Source organism: Paenibacillus sp. FSL P2-0136 (genome assembly GCF_037975325.1).
Taxonomy (GTDB): Bacteria; Bacillota; Bacilli; order Paenibacillales; family Paenibacillaceae; genus Paenibacillus_AQ; species Paenibacillus_AQ silagei.
The window spans coordinates 4,334,380-4,358,012 of record NZ_CP150244.1 but is presented as its reverse complement, the minus strand read 5'-3'; the positions used below and the strand labels follow the sequence as shown (position 1 = coordinate 4,358,012).

The 23,633-nt window shown below is 53.4% G+C and carries 14 protein-coding genes; 9 read left to right on the top strand and 5 right to left on the bottom strand.

The genetic code is table 11. The features are described from left to right. Window positions 1–27 precede the first annotated feature (27 nt). The 7 genes from NYE26_RS18510 to map all read left to right on the top strand — a co-directional run bounded on the left by NYE26_RS18510 (window position 28) and on the right by map (window position 10,848). The gene (locus tag NYE26_RS18510) at window positions 28–399 is read left to right on the top strand and encodes a response regulator (protein ID WP_339257528.1); all 372 of its coding nucleotides are present in this window, start codon (window positions 28–30) and stop codon (window positions 397–399) included. Further along, window positions 386–3,673 carry an ATP-binding protein gene (locus NYE26_RS18505; RefSeq protein WP_339249228.1) on the top strand — a complete coding sequence of 1,096 codons (3,288 nt, stop codon included), beginning with the start codon at window positions 386–388 and terminating at the stop codon, window positions 3,671–3,673. Before NYE26_RS18510 ends, NYE26_RS18505 begins: the two co-directional genes overlap by 14 nt. A 669-nt stretch (window positions 3,674–4,342) precedes the next feature. Next, window positions 4,343–5,317 carry an aldo/keto reductase gene (locus tag NYE26_RS18500; protein WP_339249227.1) on the top strand — a complete coding sequence of 325 codons (975 nt, stop codon included), beginning with the start codon at window positions 4,343–4,345 and terminating at the stop codon, window positions 5,315–5,317. 226 nt (window positions 5,318–5,543) lie between these two features. Further along, window positions 5,544–6,008: a signal peptidase II gene (gene lspA, locus NYE26_RS18495; RefSeq protein ID WP_339249226.1), complete on the top strand. Its 465-nt coding sequence runs from the start codon at window positions 5,544–5,546 to the stop codon at window positions 6,006–6,008. A gap of 250 nt (window positions 6,009–6,258) precedes the next feature. Further along, the gene (locus NYE26_RS18490) at window positions 6,259–8,112 is read left to right on the top strand and encodes an assimilatory sulfite reductase (NADPH) flavoprotein subunit (protein ID WP_339257526.1); all 1,854 of its coding nucleotides are present in this window, start codon (window positions 6,259–6,261) and stop codon (window positions 8,110–8,112) included. A 33-nt stretch (window positions 8,113–8,145) separates the two neighbouring features. Next, complete coding sequence (gene cysI / locus NYE26_RS18485) at window positions 8,146–9,861, top strand: assimilatory sulfite reductase (NADPH) hemoprotein subunit (RefSeq protein WP_339249225.1); 1,716 nt, start codon at window positions 8,146–8,148, stop codon at window positions 9,859–9,861. 240 nt (window positions 9,862–10,101) lie between these two features. Beyond that, entirely contained in the window at window positions 10,102–10,848 is a 747-nt protein-coding gene (map, locus tag NYE26_RS18480; RefSeq protein WP_036733023.1) for a type I methionyl aminopeptidase, read from the top strand. A 90-nt stretch (window positions 10,849–10,938) separates the two neighbouring features. On the opposite strand, the gene NYE26_RS18475 is transcribed toward map, so the two are convergent. The 5 genes from NYE26_RS18475 to NYE26_RS18455 form a co-directional block, all read right to left on the bottom strand. Continuing rightward, window positions 10,939–11,343 (bottom strand): CBS domain-containing protein, encoded by a 405-nt coding sequence (locus NYE26_RS18475; RefSeq protein WP_036733033.1) that lies wholly within the window; start codon window positions 11,341–11,343, stop codon window positions 10,939–10,941. A gap of 214 nt (window positions 11,344–11,557) precedes the next feature. Continuing rightward, window positions 11,558–11,983, bottom strand: coding sequence for a VOC family protein (locus tag NYE26_RS18470; protein WP_339249224.1), 426 nt, complete (start codon window positions 11,981–11,983; stop codon window positions 11,558–11,560). A 98-nt stretch (window positions 11,984–12,081) separates the two neighbouring features. After that, a complete protein-coding gene (locus tag NYE26_RS18465) occupies window positions 12,082–13,008 on the bottom strand; it encodes a TIM barrel protein (protein WP_339249223.1) in 927 nt (308 codons plus the stop codon). Window positions 13,009–13,257: 249 nt separating this feature from the next. Further along, the gene (locus NYE26_RS18460) at window positions 13,258–14,961 is read right to left on the bottom strand and encodes a collagen-like protein (RefSeq protein ID WP_339249222.1); all 1,704 of its coding nucleotides are present in this window, start codon (window positions 14,959–14,961) and stop codon (window positions 13,258–13,260) included. A gap of 89 nt (window positions 14,962–15,050) precedes the next feature. Next, window positions 15,051–16,634 carry a collagen-like protein gene (locus NYE26_RS18455; protein WP_155991702.1) on the bottom strand — a complete coding sequence of 528 codons (1,584 nt, stop codon included), beginning with the start codon at window positions 16,632–16,634 and terminating at the stop codon, window positions 15,051–15,053. 384 nt (window positions 16,635–17,018) lie between these two features. Between NYE26_RS18455 and NYE26_RS18450 the strand changes: the two genes are divergently transcribed. Both NYE26_RS18450 and NYE26_RS18445 read left to right on the top strand, forming a co-directional pair. Continuing rightward, a complete protein-coding gene (locus tag NYE26_RS18450) occupies window positions 17,019–18,185 on the top strand; it encodes a hypothetical protein (RefSeq protein WP_036733076.1) in 1,167 nt (388 codons plus the stop codon). 12 nt (window positions 18,186–18,197) lie between these two features. Next, window positions 18,198–23,621, top strand: coding sequence for a diguanylate cyclase (locus NYE26_RS18445; RefSeq protein WP_339249221.1), 5,424 nt, complete (start codon window positions 18,198–18,200; stop codon window positions 23,619–23,621). The last annotated feature ends 12 nt before the right edge of the window (window positions 23,622–23,633 follow it).

The window sequence follows — 23,633 nt, the reverse complement described above, 5'->3', positions numbered from 1 at the left end:
ATGACTGAAAGGTGAGAGTGAGCTATGGTGCAAAAGGTACTGATTGTAGATGATGAAGAGGTTCTGCGCATGCTGATTGAGGATACCCTGGAGGATCTCGAGAATGTGGAGACCCATACTGCCGAGAATGGGGGCGAGGCGCTCGCCAGGCTGGCGGCAGAACCTTACGACCTGGTGATTCTGGATTACATGATGCCCGTCATGACTGGCATTGAAGTGCTGTGCGAGCTGGACGGGGAGCTGAAGAGCCAGACGCCGATTATGATGCTGACCGCCAAGGCACAGGAGATGGACCGTAACCGGGCCAGGGAGGCGGGAGCCCGTTATTTCATGCCCAAGCCGTTCAGCCCGATGGAGCTGCTTCAGCTCGTGGAGGATATTCTGAGTGAGAAACCTTAAGCTTAAAGACCGGAGCATCAAAACGAAATATTACCGGATTCTTCTGCTGCTGTTCGTTGCCATTATGGCCGGAGGAATCGGGCTTGTCTTCTATATCAATGCCCAGCAGGAACAGCTGGATCAGAAACGTGAAGTGCTGCAACATAAGACGGCGACGATCAACGAGCTGGCGGTGACGCTAAGCGAGGTCTTTTTCCGGGCGAGAGGTTATGTGGCTACTCAGAGTGAGAACGAGCTTGCGCTGCTGAACGCTGCGGTTAAGGGGCTTGACGGCATTCTGGAGCAGTACTCCTCCCTGAAGCTGTCGGCTGAAGAAGTCCGGTACAGAGATGACCTCAAGGTGTTCTATGAACAGTACAAGAGCCAGACCCTGCCTGAAGTGATGCTCTTAGTGAAGAATAATGATTACGAGGGAATCCGGAACTTGTCCCAAAGCGGCAGTACCCGGGCTGTGAACGAATTCCTGAGCTACACGAAGCAATTCAAAGCCAATTCGGATGCGCTGCTGAATGAGCTGAACTCCCGCTCCATCAGGCAGGCGGATACGTTCACTTTTGTTGCTTTTCTGCTTAGCACCCTGCTGCTGCTGTTCTTCACGCTGTTGATCTGGCGGATGCTCAAAGTTATCATCGATCCGATTGTGAAGCTGGAGGAAGCGACGAATTCGCTGGCGGCCGGCGAGGCGGTTCTGCTCGGCAAGCTGCATAAGCAGGATGAGATCGGACGGCTCTATGAGGCCTTCCTGAATATGGCCCACAGCATCCAGGATAAAGAGGAAGAGCTGATGATGCAGAATGAAGAGCTGCATGCCCAGCAGGACGAGCTTCAGGATCAGCAGTTCAGGCTGGAGCGGTCGCTCAGTGAAATCGAGAGCATGATGAAGGCGCTGAATCAGACCTCTGCCGTCGGCATTCTGTCGAACAAAGGCGTGTTCACCTACGTGAACGATAATCTGAGCGTCTACACGGGCTACAAGAGCTCCGAGATTATCGGATACACCTACCGGCTGTTTGAGCTGCATAATATTGCAGAACTGCAGGTAGAGCAAATGATCCGCAAGCTATCGACCGGCGGCGTGTGGAGCGGAGAGACGGAGCTGGCGACCAAGGAAGGCTCGCCGCTCTGGCTGCAGCTGACAATCATGCCTTACCTGAACGATGAAGGCCAGATCTACCAGTATATCCTGATTGCGAATAACATCACCTCGATGAAGAATGTGCAGCAGGAGCTGGCGGAGACGCTGAAAAGCACGGAGCAGACATCCATGATGCTGGAGCTTAACAATCAGCTGAATCATGAGATCACCTATACGCTGGACAAGCAGGAATTTGCCGACAAGTTCAACCAATTCATGAACCGTCTGTACTCGTTCGACTCCAGTCTTTTTCTGCTGGTCAAGGATAAGATAGCCGTAGTCAAAGGGGTTCCGCCGGAGAATGTGGGGCGGTACATCGGTGAGGGCAGCAAAGAGATTCTGTACCGCCTGAGCGTGGAAAAGTCGTATATGGTGAAGCGGGTGGGCTCGGTCAGAGAGCAGGGGATCTCCGCCAATGAGGTGTATTGTTACGACTACTATACGACTGTGGTAAATGCGGAGGATGAGATTCTGGCAGTCTTCTGCGGAACACGCATCGGGCACCCGTTCACGGAGGAAGAGACCGACGAAATCCAGGGGATGATGAACCGGGTCGCCCTGGCCATTGAACGCCTGTTCATGTACGAGGAGATTGAGAATGGCCGCAAGCTGAATCAGGATATTGTGAACAATGTCAATGAGGGCATCCAGTTCGTTGGCACGGACGGCGTCATTCAGCACATCAACAAGGCACTGAGCCAATTGTTCAGCTATGAGGACTGGACGGAAGGCATGCTGATTCCCAAGGAGCGCTGGATGGAGCATTTCACCCTCCGGGTGAATGAATCGGAAGAGCTGGGTCGCTTTTACCAGAAGGCGATGTCCGAGCATACCACTGAGTCCAGTGCGATGAAGTATTCTATCGGCAAGGAAGACATGAAGCATGTGGATGCCTATGCCATACCGGTCTTCCGCCGGGAGGTCCGGGTAGGGACGCTGTTCGTCCACCGTGACATTACCCGCGAGTATGAGCTGGATCTGATGAAGTCAGAGCTGGTCAGCACCGTCAGCCATGAGCTGCGGACGCCGCTGTCGAGTGTACTGGGCTTCACGGAGCTGCTCCTGTCCAAAACCATGAAGCCGGAGAAGCAGCTGAAATATCTGGAGACGATTCATAAGGAAGCCAAGCGTCTGACGGAGCTGATTAACGACTTCCTGGACCTGCAGCGGATGGAGTCCGGCACACAGCTGTATAATGTGGAGAAGGTTAACCTTAGCGAGACGGTCCTGAGTGTCATCGATCAGTACAAGCTGAGCGGTACCCACCACATTCTTCTGGAGGACGAGGCGCTGAATCCCGAGGTTGAGGTAGACAAGGATAAGATTATCCAGGTGCTGACCAACCTGCTGAGCAATGCGATCAAGTTCTCGCCGGGCGCAGGTGAAATTAAGGTCATGCTTCATAACGAACCGGGATCGATTATGGTACGGATTCAGGACCACGGACTCGGGATTCCGAAGAATCAGATCGGGCAGCTGTTCCAGAAATTCCGCCGAGTGGACAACAGTGCCTCCAAGCGAATTGGCGGTACAGGTCTCGGGCTGGCCATCTGCAAGGAGATTATTGAGAAGCAGAAGGGAACGATCGGGATTGAATCCGTGGAGGGCGAAGGCTCGACGGTATGGTTCCGTCTTCCGGTGATGCAGGCAGAGACCGGCCACCCGGAGGAGGAACATTCTTTAAGATGGAGTGCGGGCAAGGAGCAGAAGCCGGATGTGATGATTGTGGAGGATGATTACAGCCTGTCATTGCTGCTCTCGGAGGAGCTGAAGGGCAAGGGCTTCCGGGTCACCCATCACTATCATCCGCAAAAAGCTTTTGACCAGGCTGTCAAAACGCCCTTCGTAGCGATCGTTGTCGATCTGATGCTGGGCGATGAGCTGGACGGCTGGGATCTGATCCGCATGCTCAAGAACGATCCCCGGACCGAGAAGGTGCCGATTGTCATCTCCTCGGCGCTGGATAAGGACGATAAGAGCATGATGGATAATGTGCAGAAATATCTGACCAAGCCCTATCCGCCCGGCGAGCTGTCGGGTACGCTGCAGGAGATTGTGGACATTCAACTGAAGACGGGAGAGGTGCTGTTCCCGGATAACGGTGAGGCCGGGCATGGAGCGGCGTTTGGTGAGGGTTAGAGTGAGTATCGAGTAAGTGCTGATTGGTGCTGAGTGTGTGCTTCGTGAGTACATGGCTAGTGCAATAATATGATGGATTATAGTTATGGCGGAACAAGTCTCTTTCGGGGGGCTTGTTTCTTTATATTTGGAGATTCTCCCAGGTGGGGGAAGGGGATGATGGGGAGCGAAAGGGCGAATGAGGGGACGGGGCCAAAATGTATGCTAAAAACCGACTAAATTGGGCTTGGCGGAGGCGTGCGGTCCAAATTGTAATCGAAAAACCGACTACATTGGGCGTGACGGAAGCGTGTGGGCTGAATGTAATCGAAAAACCGACCACATTGGGCGTGGCGGAAGCGTGTGGGCCGAATGTAATCGAAAAACCGACTACATTGGGCTTGGCGGAAGCGTGTGGGCCGAATGTAATCGAAAAACCGACTACATTGGGCTTGGCGGAGATGTGTGGGCCGAATGTAATCGAAAAACCGGCCACATTGTATGTGAAAAACAGCAGACATTGTGCTCCAAACTGGGCAGCGGCCGGAGGGCCAAATGTTCACCGCAGCGACGACCAAGCTTTGAGTTCTAGTCTTAAGTATCCCAGCAATACTTGCTTTAGAGTGGACTCTAAGGGTTATAGTGAATATGAAGCAGCCAATCTAGCAGGAGTGAAAGGGAGGAATTGCGATGAAGTACAGTTATTTGGGTAAATCGGGGTTAAAGGTCAGCCAGTTGTGTCTGGGGACGATGAATTTCGGGCCAGAGACAGAGGAGAAAGAGGCTTTCCGAATTATGGATGCGGCCCTCGATGCGGGTATTAATTTCTTCGATACGGCGAATGTGTACGGCGGCCAGGACCGGCGGGGCTGGACGGAGGAAATTATCGGCCGCTGGTTTCAGCAGGGCGGCGGACGGCGTGAGAAGGTAGTGCTGGCCACCAAGGTCTACAATGACATGTTCGACGAGCAGGACGGTCCCAATTCCGGCTCAGGCTTGTCTGCCTACAAGATCAGACGGCATTTTGAAGGCTCGCTGCGGCGATTGCAGACCGATCATATTGAACTATATCAGATGCATCATATCGACCGGAACGTATCGTGGGACGAGCTGTGGGGCGCATTCGAGATCCTGGTTTCCCAGGGCAAAGCCGACTATATCGGCTCCAGCAACTTCGCAGGCTGGCATATCGCTGTTGCCCAGGCGAAGGCCAAGGAGCGCCATTTCCTCGGCCTTGTCTCCGAGCAGCATCTCTACAATCTGCTCGAACGGACGCCGGAGCTGGAAGTGCTGCCTGCCTCACAGGAGCTGGGCCTGGGTGTTATTCCGTGGAGTCCGCTGGCCGGAGGCCTGCTGGGACGCAATGCGCTCGCGAAGACTGGGGTGCGCAGCGCCCGTTCGGCCAAGCTGGAGCAGCACCGCAGCCAGCTGGAGCAGTTCTCCGCGCTCTGCAAGGAGCTGGGCGAGCATGAGGATCAGGTCGCTCTGGCCTGGGTACTGGCGAATCCGGCTGTGACCGCACCGATTATCGGGCCGCGTACGATCCAGCAGTTCGAGGACTCCCTGCGGGTGACCGAGATTACGCTGGATGAGGCCACACTGAAGAAGCTGGACGAGATCTTCCCGGGACCGGGCAAACCGGCACCGGAAGCCTACGCCTGGTAAACAGAGCTTTGAACCTTGTACATCTCGAAGCGGAATACCCTACGCAATGATCTAACGAATAACAGCCGGACTGTCCCTGACGGGATAGTCCGGCTATATTTTTGTAAGTATCCAGATGAATATGGTAGACTGATTCTGTGACAAACAGTGACCTTGACCACGGCCTTGACTATGACTATGACCCTGATCATGAGTTGAACAACTAGAGAAGATAGGGGAACTGCCGATGCTTTTTTATCTGATAGCTGTCTTCGTCCTGATGCTAGATCAGGCGACCAAGTGGATAGTGCGTACCCATATGGAGCTTGGGGAGATGCTTCCTTCCTGGACGCCGCATTTGCGGTTTGTATACTATGAGAACAGCGGTGCAGCCTTCAGCTCCTTTCAGGGATTCGGGAAGTATTTTGCTATTGTTGCCGTGATTTTTGTAGCAGCAATCTTCTATTACCGGCGTCAGGGTAAAATCCGCGGCCCTCTGCTCGAAGCAGCCAGCGGCTTCCTGGTCGGCGGGGCTGTCGGCAATGCCATTGACCGGGCACTTTATCACCAGGTTACAGATTTCCTGGTCTTCGGGAATCATGGCGGGATTATGAATCTGGCCGATCTGGCGATCAATGCCGGAGGCCTTCTGATTCTGCTCTACCTGCTTGTGGACCATTTCCGGCACAGAGCAACCCGCAGACTATTATAAATGGCAGGCAAAGACATCTCCGGTCTATCATTTTATCTAATGCAACTTATCATAATTAGTAATGAACCCGGCTAAATCAGAGCATTTTACTATGATTTAGCCGGGTTTTGTGCATTTTATGCAAGTATTTACCTTTTAAAGAATATGATGCCTGTTATATGATTCGTTGATCGTTTGCCGGTATTGTGTTAGCCTGAGTTCATGATATTAAGAGGAAAGAAGATTGCACGCTAAGGAGAGGTCGATATTGTTGCAACTACAAGTTACAAACAGTCCTTTTAATGAGAACCAGGCAGAGCTGCTGAATCAGCTTCTGCCCACGCTGACACCTTCACAGCAGGTATGGTTAAGCGGGTACTTATCTGCCCTGTCGCTGCAGGGTAGCCAGGGATCAAGCGTCCATGCAGGTTCCCCCGCTGCTCCAGCAGTAGTAGCAGAGCCGGCAACTGCCGCTTCGCAGCAAGCGTCGCGTGAAGTGACCGTATTGTTCGGCTCCCAGACCGGCAACTGCCAGCGGCTCGCCGTGAGCCTCTCCCGCAAGCTGGAGGAGCAGGGCTTCAAGGTCACGGTGTCCGCGATGAACAGCTTCAAGCCGAATGGACTGAAGAAGACAGAGAACCTGCTGCTGCTGGTCAGCACCCATGGCGAAGGGGAACCGCCGGATAATGCCCGTGCCTTCCATGAATTCCTCTACAGCAAAAGAGCGCCGCAGCTTCCAGGCTTGCGCTTCTCGGTACTCGCGCTGGGCGATACCTCCTATGAATTCTTCTGCCAGACAGGCAAAGACTTCGATCAGAAGCTGGAAGAGCTGGGCGCACAGCGGTTAAGCCCGCGTGTAGATTGCGACCTCGATTATGATGAGCCGGTGGCCGAGTGGTTCGGCCAGGTCATCAGCGCTCTTAACGGCGCGCAGAATGCTGCAGGAATTGCGGATGCAGCGGTTCAGGCTGCTGAGAGCGCAGAGTCGCTGGAATCCGCCTATTCACGAAATCATCCTTTCCATGCCGAAGTACTGGAGAATCTGAATCTGAACGGCCGCGGCTCAGACCGCGAGACCCGCCATCTGGAGCTGTCGCTAGCCGGATCGAATATTACCTTTGAGCCGGGGGATTCTCTTGGCGTCTATCCCGAGAATCATCCGCAGCTGGTAGAAGATATCATTGCCGCTATGGGCTGGGATGCGAATGAACGAGTTCCGCTGAACAAGAAGGGGGAAGAAGGCACGCTACAGGAGGCGCTACTGCGGCATTACGAAATTACGGTGCTGACAAAGCCCCTCCTGGAACAGGCTGCCGGGCTTACCTCCGCACCTGCCCTTAAGGAACTGCTGACCCCCGGGCGGCAGCAGGAGCTGAAGGAGTATATCCAGGGCCGGGATCTGCTGGATCTTATTCAGGACTATGGACCCTGGAATGCTCCTGCCAGCATCTTCGTGACCATCCTGCGCAAGCTTCCGGCCCGCTTGTATTCCATTGCCAGCAGCTACAATGCCAACCCGGATGAAGTACACTTCACGGTGCGGGCTGTGCGTTATGAGTCACATGGGCGTGAGCGTTACGGTGTCTGTTCGGTACACTGTGCTGAGCGTGTACAGCCGGGTGCCACCTTGCCGGTATATATCCAGAACAATCCGAACTTCAAGCTGCCCGCTGATTCCAGTGTACCGGTAATTATGATCGGTCCGGGTACGGGCGTTGCCCCGTTCCGTTCCTTTCTGGAGGAGCGTGAAGAGCAGGGGGCTGAGGGTCCAAGCTGGCTGTTCTATGGAGACCGTCATTTCGTTACAGACTTCCTCTACCAGACGGACTGGCAGCGGATGCTGAAGGACGGTGTCCTCAGCAGGCTGGATGTGGCCTTCTCCCGCGACACAGAGGAGAAGGTGTACGTACAGCACCGTATTCTGGAGCAGAGTAAGGAACTGTACCGCTGGCTGCAGGAAGGAGCGCATGTATACGTGTGCGGCGATGAGAAGCATATGGCTCATGATGTGCATTCGGCACTGATTACAGTGATCCAGGAAGAGGGCGGACTAAGCCCGGAAGCGGCTGCCGCCTATCTGGAGACCCTTCAGCAGGAGCAGCGTTACCAGCGGGATGTCTATTAAGCGGGATTCAAGCGAAAGAGGAGAGAATCAGCAATGGCAAACAATGAACCAGCGGTGAAGCCGATTGGCGGACCACCGAGTGATGTTGAACATATCAAGCTGGAGAGCAATTATCTGCGCGGGGCGCTTGTCGAGACCCTCAGCAATCCGATTACAGGAGGGCTGCCGGAGGATGACAACCGGCTGCTGAAATTCCACGGCAGCTACATGCAGGATGACCGCGATCTGCGCAGTGAGCGGGAACGCTCCAAGCTGGAGCCGGCTTTCCAGTTCATGCTGCGGATAGTAGCGCCCGGCGGTGTGGCGTCTGCGGCACAGTGGCTTGTCATGGATGAGCTGGCCCATAAGTACGGCAATGGGACACTGCGCCTGACGACGCGGCAGGCTTTTCAGATGCATGGGGTGCTCAAGTGGAATCTCAAGAAGACGATCAGAACGATCAACGACACCCTGATGACCACACTTGCGGCCTGCGGTGACGTAAATCGTAATGTGATGAGTGGTCCGAACCCGTATCAGTCGGAGGTTCATGCCGAGGTTCAAGAGTGGGCCAACAAAATCAGCGATCATCTTGCCCCGCGTACCCGCGCGTATCATGAGATCTGGCTGGACGGGGAAAAAGTCGTGGACAGCAAGGTGGTTGAGCCGATCTACGGCCCGGTCTACCTGCCCCGCAAATTCAAAATTGGCCTGGCGGTGCCTCCATCCAATGATGTAGATGTATTCTCCCAGGATCTGGGCTTCATCGCCATTCTGGAGGACGGCAAGCTGGCCGGCTTCAATGTCTCGGTTGGCGGCGGCATGGGAATGACGCACGGCGATATGAATACGTATCCCCAATTGGGCCGGATCATCGGCTTCTGCCGTCCGGAGCAGATGATTGATCTGGCGGAGAAAACGGTTACGATCCAGCGGGATTACGGCAATCGTTCGGTTCGCAAGAACGCCCGCTTCAAGTACACGATCGACCGGCACGGGCTGGAGTGGTTCAAGGGAGAGCTGCACGAACGGCTGGGCTGGACGCTGGAGCCGGCGCGCGACTATCACTTCGATCATAATGGCGACCGCTATGGCTGGGTGAAGGGGATGGACGGCAAATGGAACCTGACGCTCTATATCCAGAGTGGACGGATTCAGGATCAGGAGGGCTACCCGCTGATGACCGGCCTGCGCGAGATCGCCAAGATTCACAGCGGAGACTTCCGGCTGACCCCGAACCAGAATCTGATTATCGGCGGTGTGACCCAGGCGAAGAAGCGCAAGATTACGGAGCTTGCCAAGCAATACGGTCTGACGGACGGTGCCCATCATTCTGCACTGCGCAGAAGTGCGTTGTCCTGTGTAGCCTTGCCGACCTGCGGGCTGGCTATGGCGGAGGCGGAGCGTTATTTGCCGCACCTGCTCGATAAGCTGGAGGTTATCATAGATGAAGCCGGGCTGCGCAATGAAGAGATTATCATCCGTATGACCGGCTGCCCTAACGGCTGTGCCAGACCGGCGCTCGGCGAGATTGCTTTTATCGGCAAAGGTCCGGGCAGGTATAATATGTACCTGGGTGCTGGCTTTACCGGAGACCGGCTGAACAAGCTGTACAAGGAGAACATTGACGAGCGGGAGATACTGGACACCCTCGGGCCGATTATTCATGGTTATGCCAGAGAGCGCCTTGCCGGTGAGCACTTCGGCGATTATGTGATCCGCAGCGGATATGTCAAGGCCGTTACTTCGGGGCTCAATTTCCACGACTAACGGCTGATGCCTGGCGGTCTGCATATGCCGTAGTTAACAATAACTTGTACAGATTAGCCATCACGTGAATGCAAATCAAGAGCCTGTTTTCTGGTGTTTTTGCGGGAGACAGGTTTATTTTGTTTGTTTATTTGGATTTTCGGCGGTTTTCTTTCATAATATAGAGTAGCAATACACCATTATAACCAAGAGCCATTATATATAGTGAGTAATGGATTCTGTACAGAAGAGGCGAATTGAATGATCATTATGAAATCGATGGAAGAGATTGAGAAGATGCGGGCAGCCGGCAAAATCCTGGCGGAATGCCACCGGCAGATTGCCGGGTTGATCAAGCCGGGAATTACGACCTGGGAGATCGACCAGTTTGCCGAGAAGTTCATCCTCTCCCAAGGAGCAACCCCGGAGCAAAAAGGCTATCACGGGTACCCGTATGCCACCTGTGCATCTGTGAATGATGTCATCTGTCATGGCTTCCCGAAGCATGAGGAGCTGAAGGATGGAGATATTGTAACGATTGACATGGTAGTCAACCTGAATGGCTGGCTGGCGGATTCGGCTTGGTCCTACGGAGTGGGTACAATTAGCGAGCAGGCGGAGAAGCTGCTGGCGACGACCAAGGAATCTCTATTCAAAGGTATCGAGCAAGCTGTAGCCGGCAACCGCATAGGCGACGTAGCGCATGCTATCCAGGTCTATGCCGAATCTAACGGTTATTCCGTCGTCCGGGACTTTATCGGTCACGGGATTGGCTCGGAGATGCACGAAGCGCCTGAAGTGCCTCATTACGGCCCGGCCGGCAAAGGCCCGCGCATTAAGGAAGGCATGGTGTTCACCATTGAGCCCATGCTCAACACGGGCAGCTACCGGACCAAGGTGGATGCAGACGGATGGACTGCACGCACTATTGACGGAGGCCTGTCAGCCCAGTATGAGCATACACTGGCGGTAACTCCGCAGGGGACGATTATTCTGACAGAGCTATAGAAGAATTAAGGGGTTAAAGACCCGCATCACGCAGCAAAGGCAGGGCCGTCCATGGAGGACAGTCCTGCCTTTGCTGCAGCTTCACCTGAGTTAATCGGTAATATTGCGTGTGTAATACTCGATGATATCCTTGCGGCGGATGATGCCGAGGAAGATTCCGCTGTCGTCCACTACCGGAACGAAGTTCTGGTCTGCTGCCAGGGTCAGCATATCCTCCATCTGCGCGTGGATCTCGACGCTCTCGTTATGCACATGACGCTGAATGGTGCCGACGGTCACCTCGTTCATATTCGCGAAGCTCAGACCGTCGGTATTCTTCAGCTTCCATAGCAGATCGCCCTCCGACAAGGTCCCAACATATTTACCGGCATCGTCAATAATCGGAATGGCCGAATAATAATGATTCTCCAGCTGTTCCAGCGCTTCCCGCATGGAGATCGAGGAGGTGATGTACGCAACCTGATCCTTGGGCAGCAAAAATGAGGATATTTCCATAGGTTAGTCTCCTTTACAGTAGGATGAAATACATAAGGTTATTACAATTAAAACATAGAACAGGATGTAAGCGCATTAAAAATCAGGTTACAACTTTGAGATGTTGCGGTTACGCTGCGGATATGAGGCCACAGAAAAAAGGATATGCCGTCCTTCCAGGGGAAGAACTGTCATATCCTAAGCGCTTTTGTGAATAGGAAACTACCTAAGGGAGTTAGCCGTTCTGGCCGTTGTCGTGGCTAAGCTGCCATTGGATGCCGAATTTGTCCATCAGGTTCCCGTAGGCCTTGCTCCAGAAGGTCTCCTGCAGCTCCATGTGTACAGTGCCGCCTTCTTTGAGTTTATTGAACCAGAGACGAATCTTCTCTTCATCGGTATCCGTCACCGTTAGGCTGATATTATTCCCTTCCGTGAACGGCATGCCGGGGAATACGTCAGAGAACATGACCGGGCTGCCGGCAATCATCAGATTGGTGTGCATGACGAGGTGTTTGGCTTCTTCCGGAACAGGATGGGATGGATCTGGCAGAGCCTCGCCGAAGGTCATGATATGCGGAGGTTCGGTCCCGAACACTTCAGCGTAATATTCTACAGCCTTTCGGGTATTGCCATTGAAATTCAGGTACACATTGATTGCCACAGCTGTCGCTCCTCTTGTGTTAAATTAAGGCAAGGACGATACGGTCCCATTGTATCATGTGCCTGTGCATTCACAAATATTCGGGGCAGGCTGTGCCATCATCGCCCTGGAGAAGCCGGAGGATTCTTGTGGACTCTGTTTAGGATATGATCTACCCAAGCATAACAACGGTCCAGATCTTGTGCGGAGATAAGGTCTGAGCGGTGCTCGAACATGATTTTCGCTTCGCTGTTCTCCTCACGGATAATGCCCAGATAGTCTTCGATCGGGGCCCAGCCCTCCCCAGTGCTTAACTCCGGCAGGACCGGATAATGGCCGTGCTGGATGGTTTCGTTAATCTGAACATTCGACAGATGGATCAATGCCGCATATTTGGTGTATTTTCTCAAAAGGGCACGGGCATCGAAATTAGGGTCAAGCTTATCCTGCTGATACAATCGGCCGGTATCCAGACACAGCTTAATGTCGGGATATGTAATCAATAGCTGTTCCAGAAAATCATGCTGGTAGACGTAACTGTTCAGTCCGTCGAACTCCAGAATGGGCTGGAACCTGTACTCCCGGCCCTTCCGGCTAAGCCATTCAAAGAGATATTTACTGTGCTGTATCAGTTCATTCAGAGAAAGGTCAACCTCATGGATATATTCCCTCCGGTCAGCAAATCGCCAAGTACTCCAGTCCACCCGTGAATCTAAGATGACTGGCTTCGGATAATGAAATAATACGTAGTCCGGGCGTAACTTCACCATATAATCCAGCTCTTCCTGAATCTGCCGGAACGCTTCAGAACGCTCATAATCATCCGGTGAGAGAAACAGGGCATCTCTTAGTCTGGCAGGATTGGCGCGGAGCGGATAATGGACTCCTGTGTGGAATCTGTGCTTTTGTGCTGCTTCAATCAGCGTCTGACAATCTTCATCGGAGGGGAAAGAACAAGCCTCGATTCCATAGAATTCGGCTTTGAAATCCTTGTGGAACTTGCCGTAATCAAATCCTCCATATTGGCCTATCATAAATCGCTGCATCCATACACCCCGCATATAATTACATGAAGTACATAACATTATTACAATTAAAACATAGAACAGGATGTAAGCGTATCAGGAATCAGGTTACAAATTTGAAATGTTGCGTTTATGCTGCGGTTACGAGGCCATGCAAAAAAGGATACGTCGTCCTTCCAGGGGAAGAAACGACATATCCTAAGCCGCTTTTGAAAAGGAGAGTTACCTAAGGACATCGGCTTTTATAGCTCTTGCCTTATTACCTTTGAATTACAGGACCTGATAAATGCTCAAATTTGACCAAGTAGGGGGATTAAACTCGGCAGTGCCCGAAGCAAGAGTGATAGAAGCCGTCAAGGTTAACGTTGGATTAGGGCCGGCGCCAGTCTGGATTAAACCGCTGGATTCCTGGGTGAAGGCGGCTAAACCAGCACCAGCTGCATTTCTCTGCGTGCCAGTGCTTATATTTTGTTGAACGCCGTCGAGGAAAACCAATATTTGCGAAGCAACGACGGGGATACTCCCATTTGTTATTCGAATTCTCAAATTAAAAGAAACGAAGTAGAAGCTATTGGGTTGTAATTGAATACCTTGACCGCCGTTCACAAGGGAGATACCTGAGCCAAAAATAAAATTTTGTACAAATGTAATATTCGTAGGCGTTGCTGTTACTGGACCCGAAGGGTGAAAACTGGCATTGTTGGCCACTGGCCCGGTTGGGCCCGTCTCGCCGGTTACGCCTGTCTCGCCGGTTACACCCGTCACGCCGGTAAGCCCGGTTAAGCCCGTCATACCCGTGACCTCACCGGTTAAACCTGTCGCGCCGGTAACCCCTGTCGCACCAGTTACCCCGGTTAAGCCCGTCATGCCCGTGACCTCACCGGTAAGCCCGGTCGCGCCCGTTACACCCGTGGCACCCGTCACACCTGTTAAGCCCGTCATGCCTGTCGCCTCACCGGTAAGCCCGGTCGCGCCTGTCATGCCCGTGACCTCACCGGTACCCCCGGTAGCACCCGTTAGACCTGTGGCACCCGTCAAGCCCGTCAAGCCCGTCATGCCAGTCACGTCACCGGTAAGTCCGGTAGCGCCGGTTACGCCGGTAGCGCCAGTGACGCCGGTAGCGCCAGTGATTCCTGTGGCACCCGTCACTCCGGTAGCACCGGTCACGCCTGTGGCGCCGGTGATCCCCGTGGCACCTGTGTCCAAGGTTGCGCCCGTTATGCCCGTGGCACCCGTCGCTCCGGTCATGCCAGTAACGCCGGTTGCTCCGGTTACACCAGGCCCAGTCACCCCGGTTGCACCTTGCACTCCAACCTGGAGCCACCCTTGGGGATAAGTCACCCCGCCATTCTGACTGCTGCGATAGTATAAAGCCGAATCGGAGAAATATAGCTGTTGTACATAATCTCCGACACGTGATACATAAATCGTCCATACCGACGGGTGTGCGACTCCCGGAGGACCATTCACTGGGCCAGCCGGATCGGCGGGTACTCCCGAGCTGCTGTATACACCGGCAGTTCTAAAGTGAATGTCATCCAGATCGCTGGTCGATGGTTCATCATTGCTGATTGGAAAGATACCGGCTGTTACACCGAGCGCCACATCTCCGGTTAACCCATTGACACTAAGTGCTCCACCCTCTGCTCCCGGAGCTCCGATAGGTCCAGCAGGACCAACAACCGGTCGAATATCTGCAGCTGTCTGGAGTTTGGATTGCAGCATCATTTCATGGCGGATAATTTTTTTCAACATAGCTTGAGTACTGCTGCTGACCTGACCTAATTCGGCAAGTGTAACGGGAGTGGTTCCTGGAAGGGTGCCGACCGCATACTGAATCTTCTCTCCTTCAGCATTGAGGATATGCGCCAGTCCTAATTCCTCCATGGCAATAGAGGAAAATAATAGATTAATTACATCGTCCCGCGATATGGATATCGTTGGGGTGATATTGGGCAGGTTCGGTTTTGACAAGTGATTCCCTCCTTATCTACAAAATGGGCAGGGGGCTCTTGCCCCCTTGCTCATCCCTTAATCCTCCTCAAAAAGCGGAATCTGTTCGTTTAACGGAACCGGATAATACTCAGGTTAGACCGATCCGTAACATAAGTTCCCGTACCGGCGCTTAGGTTATAAGTAGCATCGAGAGTCATGGTATTGTCAGTGGGGCCGGTCTGAAGAAAACCATTTCCTTCTAGAGAGAAATACACGGTAGCTCCGGTCCCGCCATTTTTTTGTCCGGTAACCGTTATAGGCTGGACATTACCGTTCAATCTAACTATAATTTCAGAACTGGTTACATTGTTTGTTTCAGCAGAGAGCTCAATAGTTATGGTAAACGAAACATAATATAAGCTGTTTGGGAGCACCGTGATATTGCTTGGGGGCGTTCCAAGTTCAATTCCGCTGCCATTAATAAAAATTTCTTGAAATACAATAGGTGTTAAGGTCGAAGCGACTGCAGCCGTTGCGGGCTCAAACATCGCATTGTTAGTTACAATAATAGGCCCGGTGACGCCGGTAGCTCCCGTAACGCCGGTAGCTCCGGTGAGTCCAGTGGCCCCTGTCAAACCAGTAGCGCCAGTGAGCCCGGTCTCCCCAGTGATGCCAGTAGCCCCGGTGACGCCAGTGGCTCCGGTGAGTCCGGTAGCCCCCGTCCCCCCGGTCTCCCCGGTGAGTCCGGTAGCCCCTGTCAAACCAGTAGCGCCAGTTAGCCCGGTCTCCCCAGTGACGCCAGTAGCCCCGGTGAGTCCAGTGGCTCCGGTGAGTCCGGTAGCCCCAGTCACCCCGCTCTCCCCAGTGACGCCGGTAGCCCCAGTGACGCCGGTAGCCCCGGTGTCACCGGTCGCTCCAGTGAGTCCGGTAGCGCCGGTGACGCCCGTGGCTCCGGTAACGCCGGTTGCCCCGGTAACGCCGGTAGCCCCGGTAACGCCGGTAGCTCCTGTCAATCCAGTAGCCCCGGTGACGCCAGTAGCCCCCGTCACACCAGTAGCCCCCGTCCCCCCGGTAGCTCCGGTCTCACTGGTGGCTCCGGTGACGCCGGTGGCCCCAGTCTCACCGGTGGTTCCGGTTGGCCCGCGAGCACCGATTTCTTGCCAATCTGACCAGCTCTGGCCACTGTCTGGACTACTGCGGTAATATAATGCTAGGTTGGAAATATACAACTGCTGGATATAAGGCCCTACCTGGGAGACGTAAATCGTCCATGACGGAGGATTGTCAACTCCCAGTGGACCATGTTCCGGACCTACACCAATTGGATTTCCCGAGCTATACACCCCGGCATTGATTAATCCGTTCAAATCTTGGGTTGATGGTTCATCATTACTGATCGGGAAGATACCAGCATCTGTAGTCAACACAATATCGCCCGTCAATCCATTGACGCTGTTTACTGCACCGGCAGCGCCGGTTACCCCCGTGGCTCCTGTGGGTCCGACTAATGATGGAATATCAGAAGCGGAGGTGAGTTTTGAATCCAGCATCATTTCGGTGCGGAATACGGAATCGAGCATCGCCTGAGCACTGCTGTTTATCTGAAGAACCTCACCCAGCGTAGCAGGTGTGCTCCCCGGAAGTGTACCTAAGGCAAATTGGATGTTTTCCCCTTGGGCATTAATAACATGCGCTAAGCCTAGCTCTTCCATTGCAATGGAAGAAAATAGAAGATTAAGCACATCATCTCGAGATAAAGTGATCGTTGGCGTGATATTGGGCAGATTAGGCTGTGACAATATAACCCCTCCTTTTATATAAGATACATCACTCTATTCAGGTGTATTAGTTGCAGTGTTAGGCATATCATTCATTTAAGTAGACTTTATGGATTTAATAATTGGTGTAATAGAATCCGCCGGAAGCCCGTTTTCACCTGCATTATGCCCCGCACAGATGCTCCATACGTCATGGAAATGGACGGTGGGGCATTTTTTTGTGTGAGGCCAGCAGGAATAAACTGGAGTGTTATCGAATATTAGCGATTATCAACATAATTCGACTTTCAACTACATACATAAGCGGGGGTTTGCGCAATGAAAACATGGAAAAAGACAGTATTCTTGATCGTTACCTTCGGACTTATCTTTCTGCTCCCGTTACTCGGCAGTATGGCGAAATGGAAGGGGATGCCCCCGGGTTACGGGGATTTCCCGGCCCAGAAGGTCGAGGCAGACCCCGGATTCAGCCTGCTGTATTTCTCGCTCGCCTGCGTCGTGGCCCTGATCATCACACTGGTCCTGGTATTCCCCGGATGGTTCGGCTTCAAAAAGACGGAGGAGGCACCCCGGAAGGCGGGGGCGGCCACCCCTTTCCCTGTCTGGTTCTGGTGGAGCCTGCCGGTGCTTGCGCTTAGCTGGTTCCTGATGTGGGCCCGGGTGGAGCTTTTTATGTCCCTGGAGCATTACACGTTTGTTCCCCTCTGGTGGTCCTTTATTCTGATTCTTGACGGGCTGGTCTACCGGAGAAATCACGGAGCCTCGATCATCTCGCGCAAGCCCCGGGTGATGCAGCTGCTGGCGGTGGTGTCCTGCTTCAGCTGGTTTGCTTTTGAATACCTGAATTTCTTCGTCCTGGAGAATTGGTATTATCCTAATAATGAAGTCTTCTCTAACTTCGGCAATGTGTTCTGGTTCTCCTTATCCTATACCACTGTTCTTCCAGCTATCTTCGAATGGTACTTACTCCTCAAGACCTTCCGTCTGTTCCGCAACCGTTATAGCCATGGGCCTAAGCTGAAAGTGTCACGTGTGTGGCTGATTGTCTATTATATTCTCGGGCTGATCCTGGCCTTGGGCATGGGCTATTATCCGTACCTGCTGTTCTGGGTGCTGTGGGTTGCGCTGGTTCCGATGCTGTCAGCAGCGATGGCGCTTGCCGGTTACTGGACCCCCTTCACTCCGGTGAAGAACGGGGACTGGTCCAAGGTCATTCTGGTGGGGCTGGCTACGCTGTTCAACGGCTTCTTCTGGGAGTTCTGGAACTTTGGCAGTGAATGGTTCCATGACAATGCCCCTACCAATCCGAATTACTGGAAATACTCGGTACCTTATCTGGACAAATTCCATATTTTCTCCGAAATGCCGGTTCTGGGCTATTTCGGTTATCTGTTCTTTGGGCTGAATTGCTGGATTATCTGGCTGATCGCTGCCTATGTATTTAAATTCGATGCCGATATTGAGGTTACGGGAGAACAAGGCTAAAGGTGGAGTACAATGATTGCTAATGACCATTATCAGGTCCTCGAGACCATTTCAGATAATCCGATAAAAGCTGTATACCGCTGCACAGAGACTTCCTCTGCGGAAACGGTCATTCTCAAGGTGTTAAAATCGGAATTTGCCGGAACCGAAGCGGTGATGCGCTTCAAGCAGGAATATAAGCTGCTTACTGAGCTTAGCACCACTACAGAAGGGGTTATCCGTCCCCTGAGGCTTGAAGAGCAGAACGGTCTGTATGTCATGGTCCTTGAGGATATATGCGGACGTTCGCTGAAGCGGATTCTGGCGGAAGAGCAGCCGGGGGAAGAGGATTTACTGAGACTGGCGGTCAAGGTTGTGGATATTCTCGGCTCCATTCATGAGCAGAACGTGATCCATAAGGATATCAAGCCGTCGAATATCATCTGGAACCGGGAGCGGGATATTGTTCAGGTGATTGATTTCGACCTTGCAGTGAAGCTGTCCAAGGAGAGACGGGATTTCCAGAACAGCGGCGTGCTGGAGGGCAGTCTGCTGTACATCTCACCGGAACAGACCGGCCGGATGAACCGGAATATTGATTACCGGAGTGACTACTATTCACTGGGTGTCGTCCTGTACGAGATGATGACCGGCCTTATGCCGTATCCATCGTCCGAGATGCTGGAGCAGATCTATTCCATTATTGCGAAGGAAGCTGTCTCTCCTTACCATGCAACCGGAGGCAGGGTTAGCAGGGGCTTGTCGGCGGTCATTATGAAGCTGATGGAGAAGTCGTCGGAGGACCGGTACCGCAGCGCTCACGGCATTAAGGCTGATCTGAAGAGATGCCTGGCCGGGCACGCGGATTTCGTGATTGGAACGGAGGATCTCCTGAACACCTTCCGCATTCCGCAAAAAATAGTCGGCAGACAGCAGGAGCTGTCCACCCTGGAGGCGGCCTTCCGCAGCAGCGTTAACGGGAGTTCACAGGTTATGCTGGTCTCCGGTGATGCAGGTGCAGGCAAAACAGCACTGGTCCATGAGCTGCACCGGACGATCAGCCGGGATAAGGGGCTGTTCGCGGAAGGGAAGTTCGACCAGTACAATAAGAACATTCCGTACAGTGCGCTCATCCAGGCCTTCCGCAGACTGGTCAGCCAGCTGCTGGAGAGTCCGGATGAGGAGTACAGGAGTGAAGTCAGCCGTTCACTGACCCGGCTGCTTGGCGGCAACGGCGGTGTAATTACAGGATTAATCCCTGAGCTTGCCTCCTGGATGGGGACCCAGCCGGAGCCGGAGCCGCTGAGCCCGGCCGAGGAGACGAACCGGTTCTTCCTGACCTTTGCCAAGTTCGTGCAGGCCATGACGCAACCGGACCGGCCGCTGGTTCTCTTCCTGGATGATGTCCAGTGGGCGGATTATTCCAGCCTGCAGCTGCTGGAGAAGCTGGTGCTGGATAACCATCTGCAGCGGATGTTTGTGATCTGCTCCTTCCGGCAGAATGAGATCCATGAAGGTCATCCCTTGTTCGCCGCGATGGTTAAGATCGGCAAAAACCGTGAGGTTGGACGTATTCATCTTCAGCCGCTGCAAGAGACAGATGTACAAAGCCTTGTGGCAGACACGCTATACAGCAGCATGGAACGCGTTGAAGGAATTACCGGACGGTTATACAAGCGGTCCAAGGGGAATTCCTTTTTCCTGACGGAAATTCTGAAGGATCTTTACCGGCGGGAGATTATCTATTTCGACAAGCGGGATGGGGAATGGAGCTGGAGCCTGGAGCGGCTGGAGGCGCTGCCGGTCCATGACAGTGTGGTGGATTTCCTGGTCGGACAGCTGCAGCATCTGCCGGAGGAGGTCCGTCATATCCTGATGCTTAGCTCGGCGGCCGGCAGTGTATTCGACTACGGGATGCTGACGCTGATCGGCGAAGAAGCGCCGGAGGTGATTGCCGCTGCGATTACCCGGGCGGTCCAAGAAGAATATATCGTCCCTGCTGACCATAAGTATGCCATATTTTCCGCTACGCTGGCTGAATCCGGCCCCGAGGCTGCGCAGGTGGGCATCCGGCTGAAATTCGCCCATGACCGGATTCAGCAGGCTTTCTACCAGCTGCTCGATCCAGAACGGGGGAAGAGGCTTCATCTTAGTATCGGCCGGCTCCTGCTGCGGAATCTCACAGAGGAGGAGGTCGAGGACAAGCTGGTCGATATCGCAACCCATATCAATCAAGGGCTGGAGTTAATCACCGATAGCGCTGAGGCGCGTGAGATCGTCGCTCTGAATCTGCGGGCAGCACATAAGGCCAAAGCAGGATACGGGTATGATTCGGCCTTCTTACTGCTTGAAGCGGCAATGGAATTGCTCCCGGAGCAGATCTGGAGTACAGACCCGGGGCAGGCGGCGGAGATCTACAGGCTGTATGCCGAATGCAGCTATCTCACTCATCATATCGATCAGGGGGATCAGGCTTGCTGTCTGCTGCTGGAGCAGACTACGGAGCGGATGGCTATTGCGGAAATCTATGAGATGCAGACCAATCATTATATGTACCTTGGCATGATGCCCGAGTCGATTGCTTCGGGGAGACGGGGACTGAAGGCGCTCGGAATTAAGATTCCGGCCAAGGTTGGAATGCCCGCCGTCCTTAAGGAGCTGCTGGTCGTTAAGGCCGCGCTGCGGGCGAGAACGCCGGAGACGATTTTTGCACTGCCGGAGATGCAGGACCCGGAGATGAAACTGGTGATGCGGCTGCTGGTTAACTTTATACCGCCGGCGTTTATCTCGGGGGAGACCTCGCTGTTCGGGCTGGTGGTGCTGAAGAAGGTGGGGCTAACGCTGAAATACGGTAACTCGCCGGAGTCGGCGCTTGCTTTTATCGGCTATGCCATGCTGTTGTCCGGCTTCGGCGATACCCGGGGGGCCTTCGCTTATGGACGTCTCGGGATCAGAATTAATGACAAATTCAATGATCTGCAGTGGAAAGGCGCGGCGCATGTCCTGTATACGCTGTTCAGCCACGCCTGGACCGAGCCTTGGGATACGTTGCAGGACTGGTTCGGCACCTCAATTGAAGCCAGTCTGCGGACAGGCGATCTGCTCTATCTGGCCCATTCCGCCTTCTATGTGAATCTCTGGAATCCGTCGATGGACATCCCGGCTTTGCTTCAGGAAAGTGCGCGTACGATCTCTATGATTGAGAACACGAAGTACAGGGAGTCGCTTGCCACAGCGCAGCTGGCCCGCCAGTATTACCTCAGTCTTGCCGGAGAGCTGCCGGACCGCACCTCATTCAACAATGAAATCTTCAGCGAAGAGGTCTATCTGCACGAATTGCAGGAAGCGAGGTATTACTCAGGGATTGCGATTTATTATATCTACAAAATGAAGCTGCTGTTTCTCTACGAGAAGCATGATGAAGCGCTGGAGTATATCGAGCGGGCCTATCCGATTATCGGGACGCTGGCCGGTTCGGCTTTTATGGAGGAATTCGCGCTCTACACCTTCTTGAATCTGGCTTATGCTTACAAGGATTTGGGTGTGAACGGCAAGCGGAAGGCCAGGTCCAAAATGCGCAAGGAGCTTGGCCGGGTACGCAAATGGGCCAGCAATGCACCGGGAACCTTCCGCCAGCATGAATATCTGATGAGGGCCGAATGGGCCCGGATCTCCGGGAACAGCACGCGCGCAGGCTATTATTATGATCTGGCCATTGAGGCCAGCGAGCAGGGAAGCTTCGTCCGCTATAAGGCAATCTGCAACGAGCTGGCGGCCCGGTACTATATGGACAAGGGCTTCAACGAGTTCGCCGCCTATCTGCTGAGACAATCCGAATACTATTATTCGGTCTGGGGCGCCAAGGAGAAGATCGCGTTCATCAAGGATCGATACCCTGCTCTTGACCAGAAAATCAGCAACAAGGAGTTCATGCACGGCAGGACGGTGACCGATTATACTGAGAGCATTGATCTGAATTCCATCATTCTGGCTTCACAGGCCATCTCCAAAGAAATTGAGCTGAACCACCTGCTGGAAGCGCTGATGGAGATCGTGATCAAGAACGCCGGAGCGCAGCGGGGCTGTATCCTGATGACCTCCAAGGCCAATCTTCTGGTCGAAGGGGAATATAAAGCGGACACGGACCGGATCTCTGTGGCCATTCATGAGTCTCATCAGCTGGACAATCTGCCTGCTGCGATCATCAGACAGGTGGAGGAGAGCCGGGAGAGCCTGATCTACAATGATGCCTATTCCGAGACTCCATTCGTGAATGATCCTTATATTGTGAGGCAGCAGCCGAAATCGATGGTCTGCATGCCGCTGATTAACCAGAATAAGACGATTGCCATCATCTATCTGGAGAATAATCTGGTCACCGGTGTATTCACCGAGGAACGGATGAAGATTATCAATCTGCTGTCCAGAGAGATGGTCTTCTCGCTTGAGAATGCCAGTCTGTATACTGAGCTTGAGCGCTCTGAGGAGAAGTACCGCCAACTGGTCAACAACCTGCAGGACGGGGTGTTCGTGGTCCAGGATATGCGGTGTGTCTATGTTAATGAGGCGCTGGAGCAGATGCTGGGCTATCAGCCGGGCGAGATGCTGGAGCAGCCCTTCGGGAATTTCATTACGCCGCCGGAACGGGAGAAGGTGATGCATTATTATGCCAGACGAGTCGAGGGCAAGCAGGCACCGGAAGAGTACGAGACAAGGATTTTGCATAAGGATAAGTCCCTTGAGATCATCGCCATTCACAAGGTCGTCAGAATCATGTATCAGGATAAGCCGGCGATTCAGGGAACGATCAAGGATATCACCGAGCGCAAGAAGGCGGAGGAGGAGCTGCGGCGCCACAAGGAGCATCTGGAGGAACTGGTGGCCGAGCGGACGAAGGAGCTGGAATTCAACAACGGGGAGCTGAGCAAGTATATCGGTCTAATTGAACGGATATCCATCACCGATGAATTAACCGGGCTGTACAACCGCAGATACTTCAATAAGCTGTTCCTGGATGAGGTGGACAAGGCTGCTGCAGGCAAAAGGTATTTAACCTACCTGATGCTGGATATTGATTATTTCAAAAAATTCAATGATACCTACGGACATTATGAAGGCGATACGGTACTGCGCAGAATCGGCGGGGTACTGAAGGAGCTGGCTGAACAGGCGGATGGAACCGCGTTCCGGCTGGGTGGTGAAGAATTCGGGATTGTGGCCGCCGGACTTACCCCTCCAGAGTCCCGTGTGTTCGCTGAATTAATCAGACGAAGCATTGCGGAGCTGGGGATTCAGCATGACCAAAGTCCGGAATACGGAAGAATTACCGTCTCTATCGGCGTAGCCGCCGTACTTGTTGACGGTCTGCGCGAGGAGGATATCTACAAGCTGGGTGACGATGCACTGTATCAGTCAAAGGCGGAAGGGCGCAACTGTGTTACACTGTTCGAGCGATAAGATTCAAGCGAT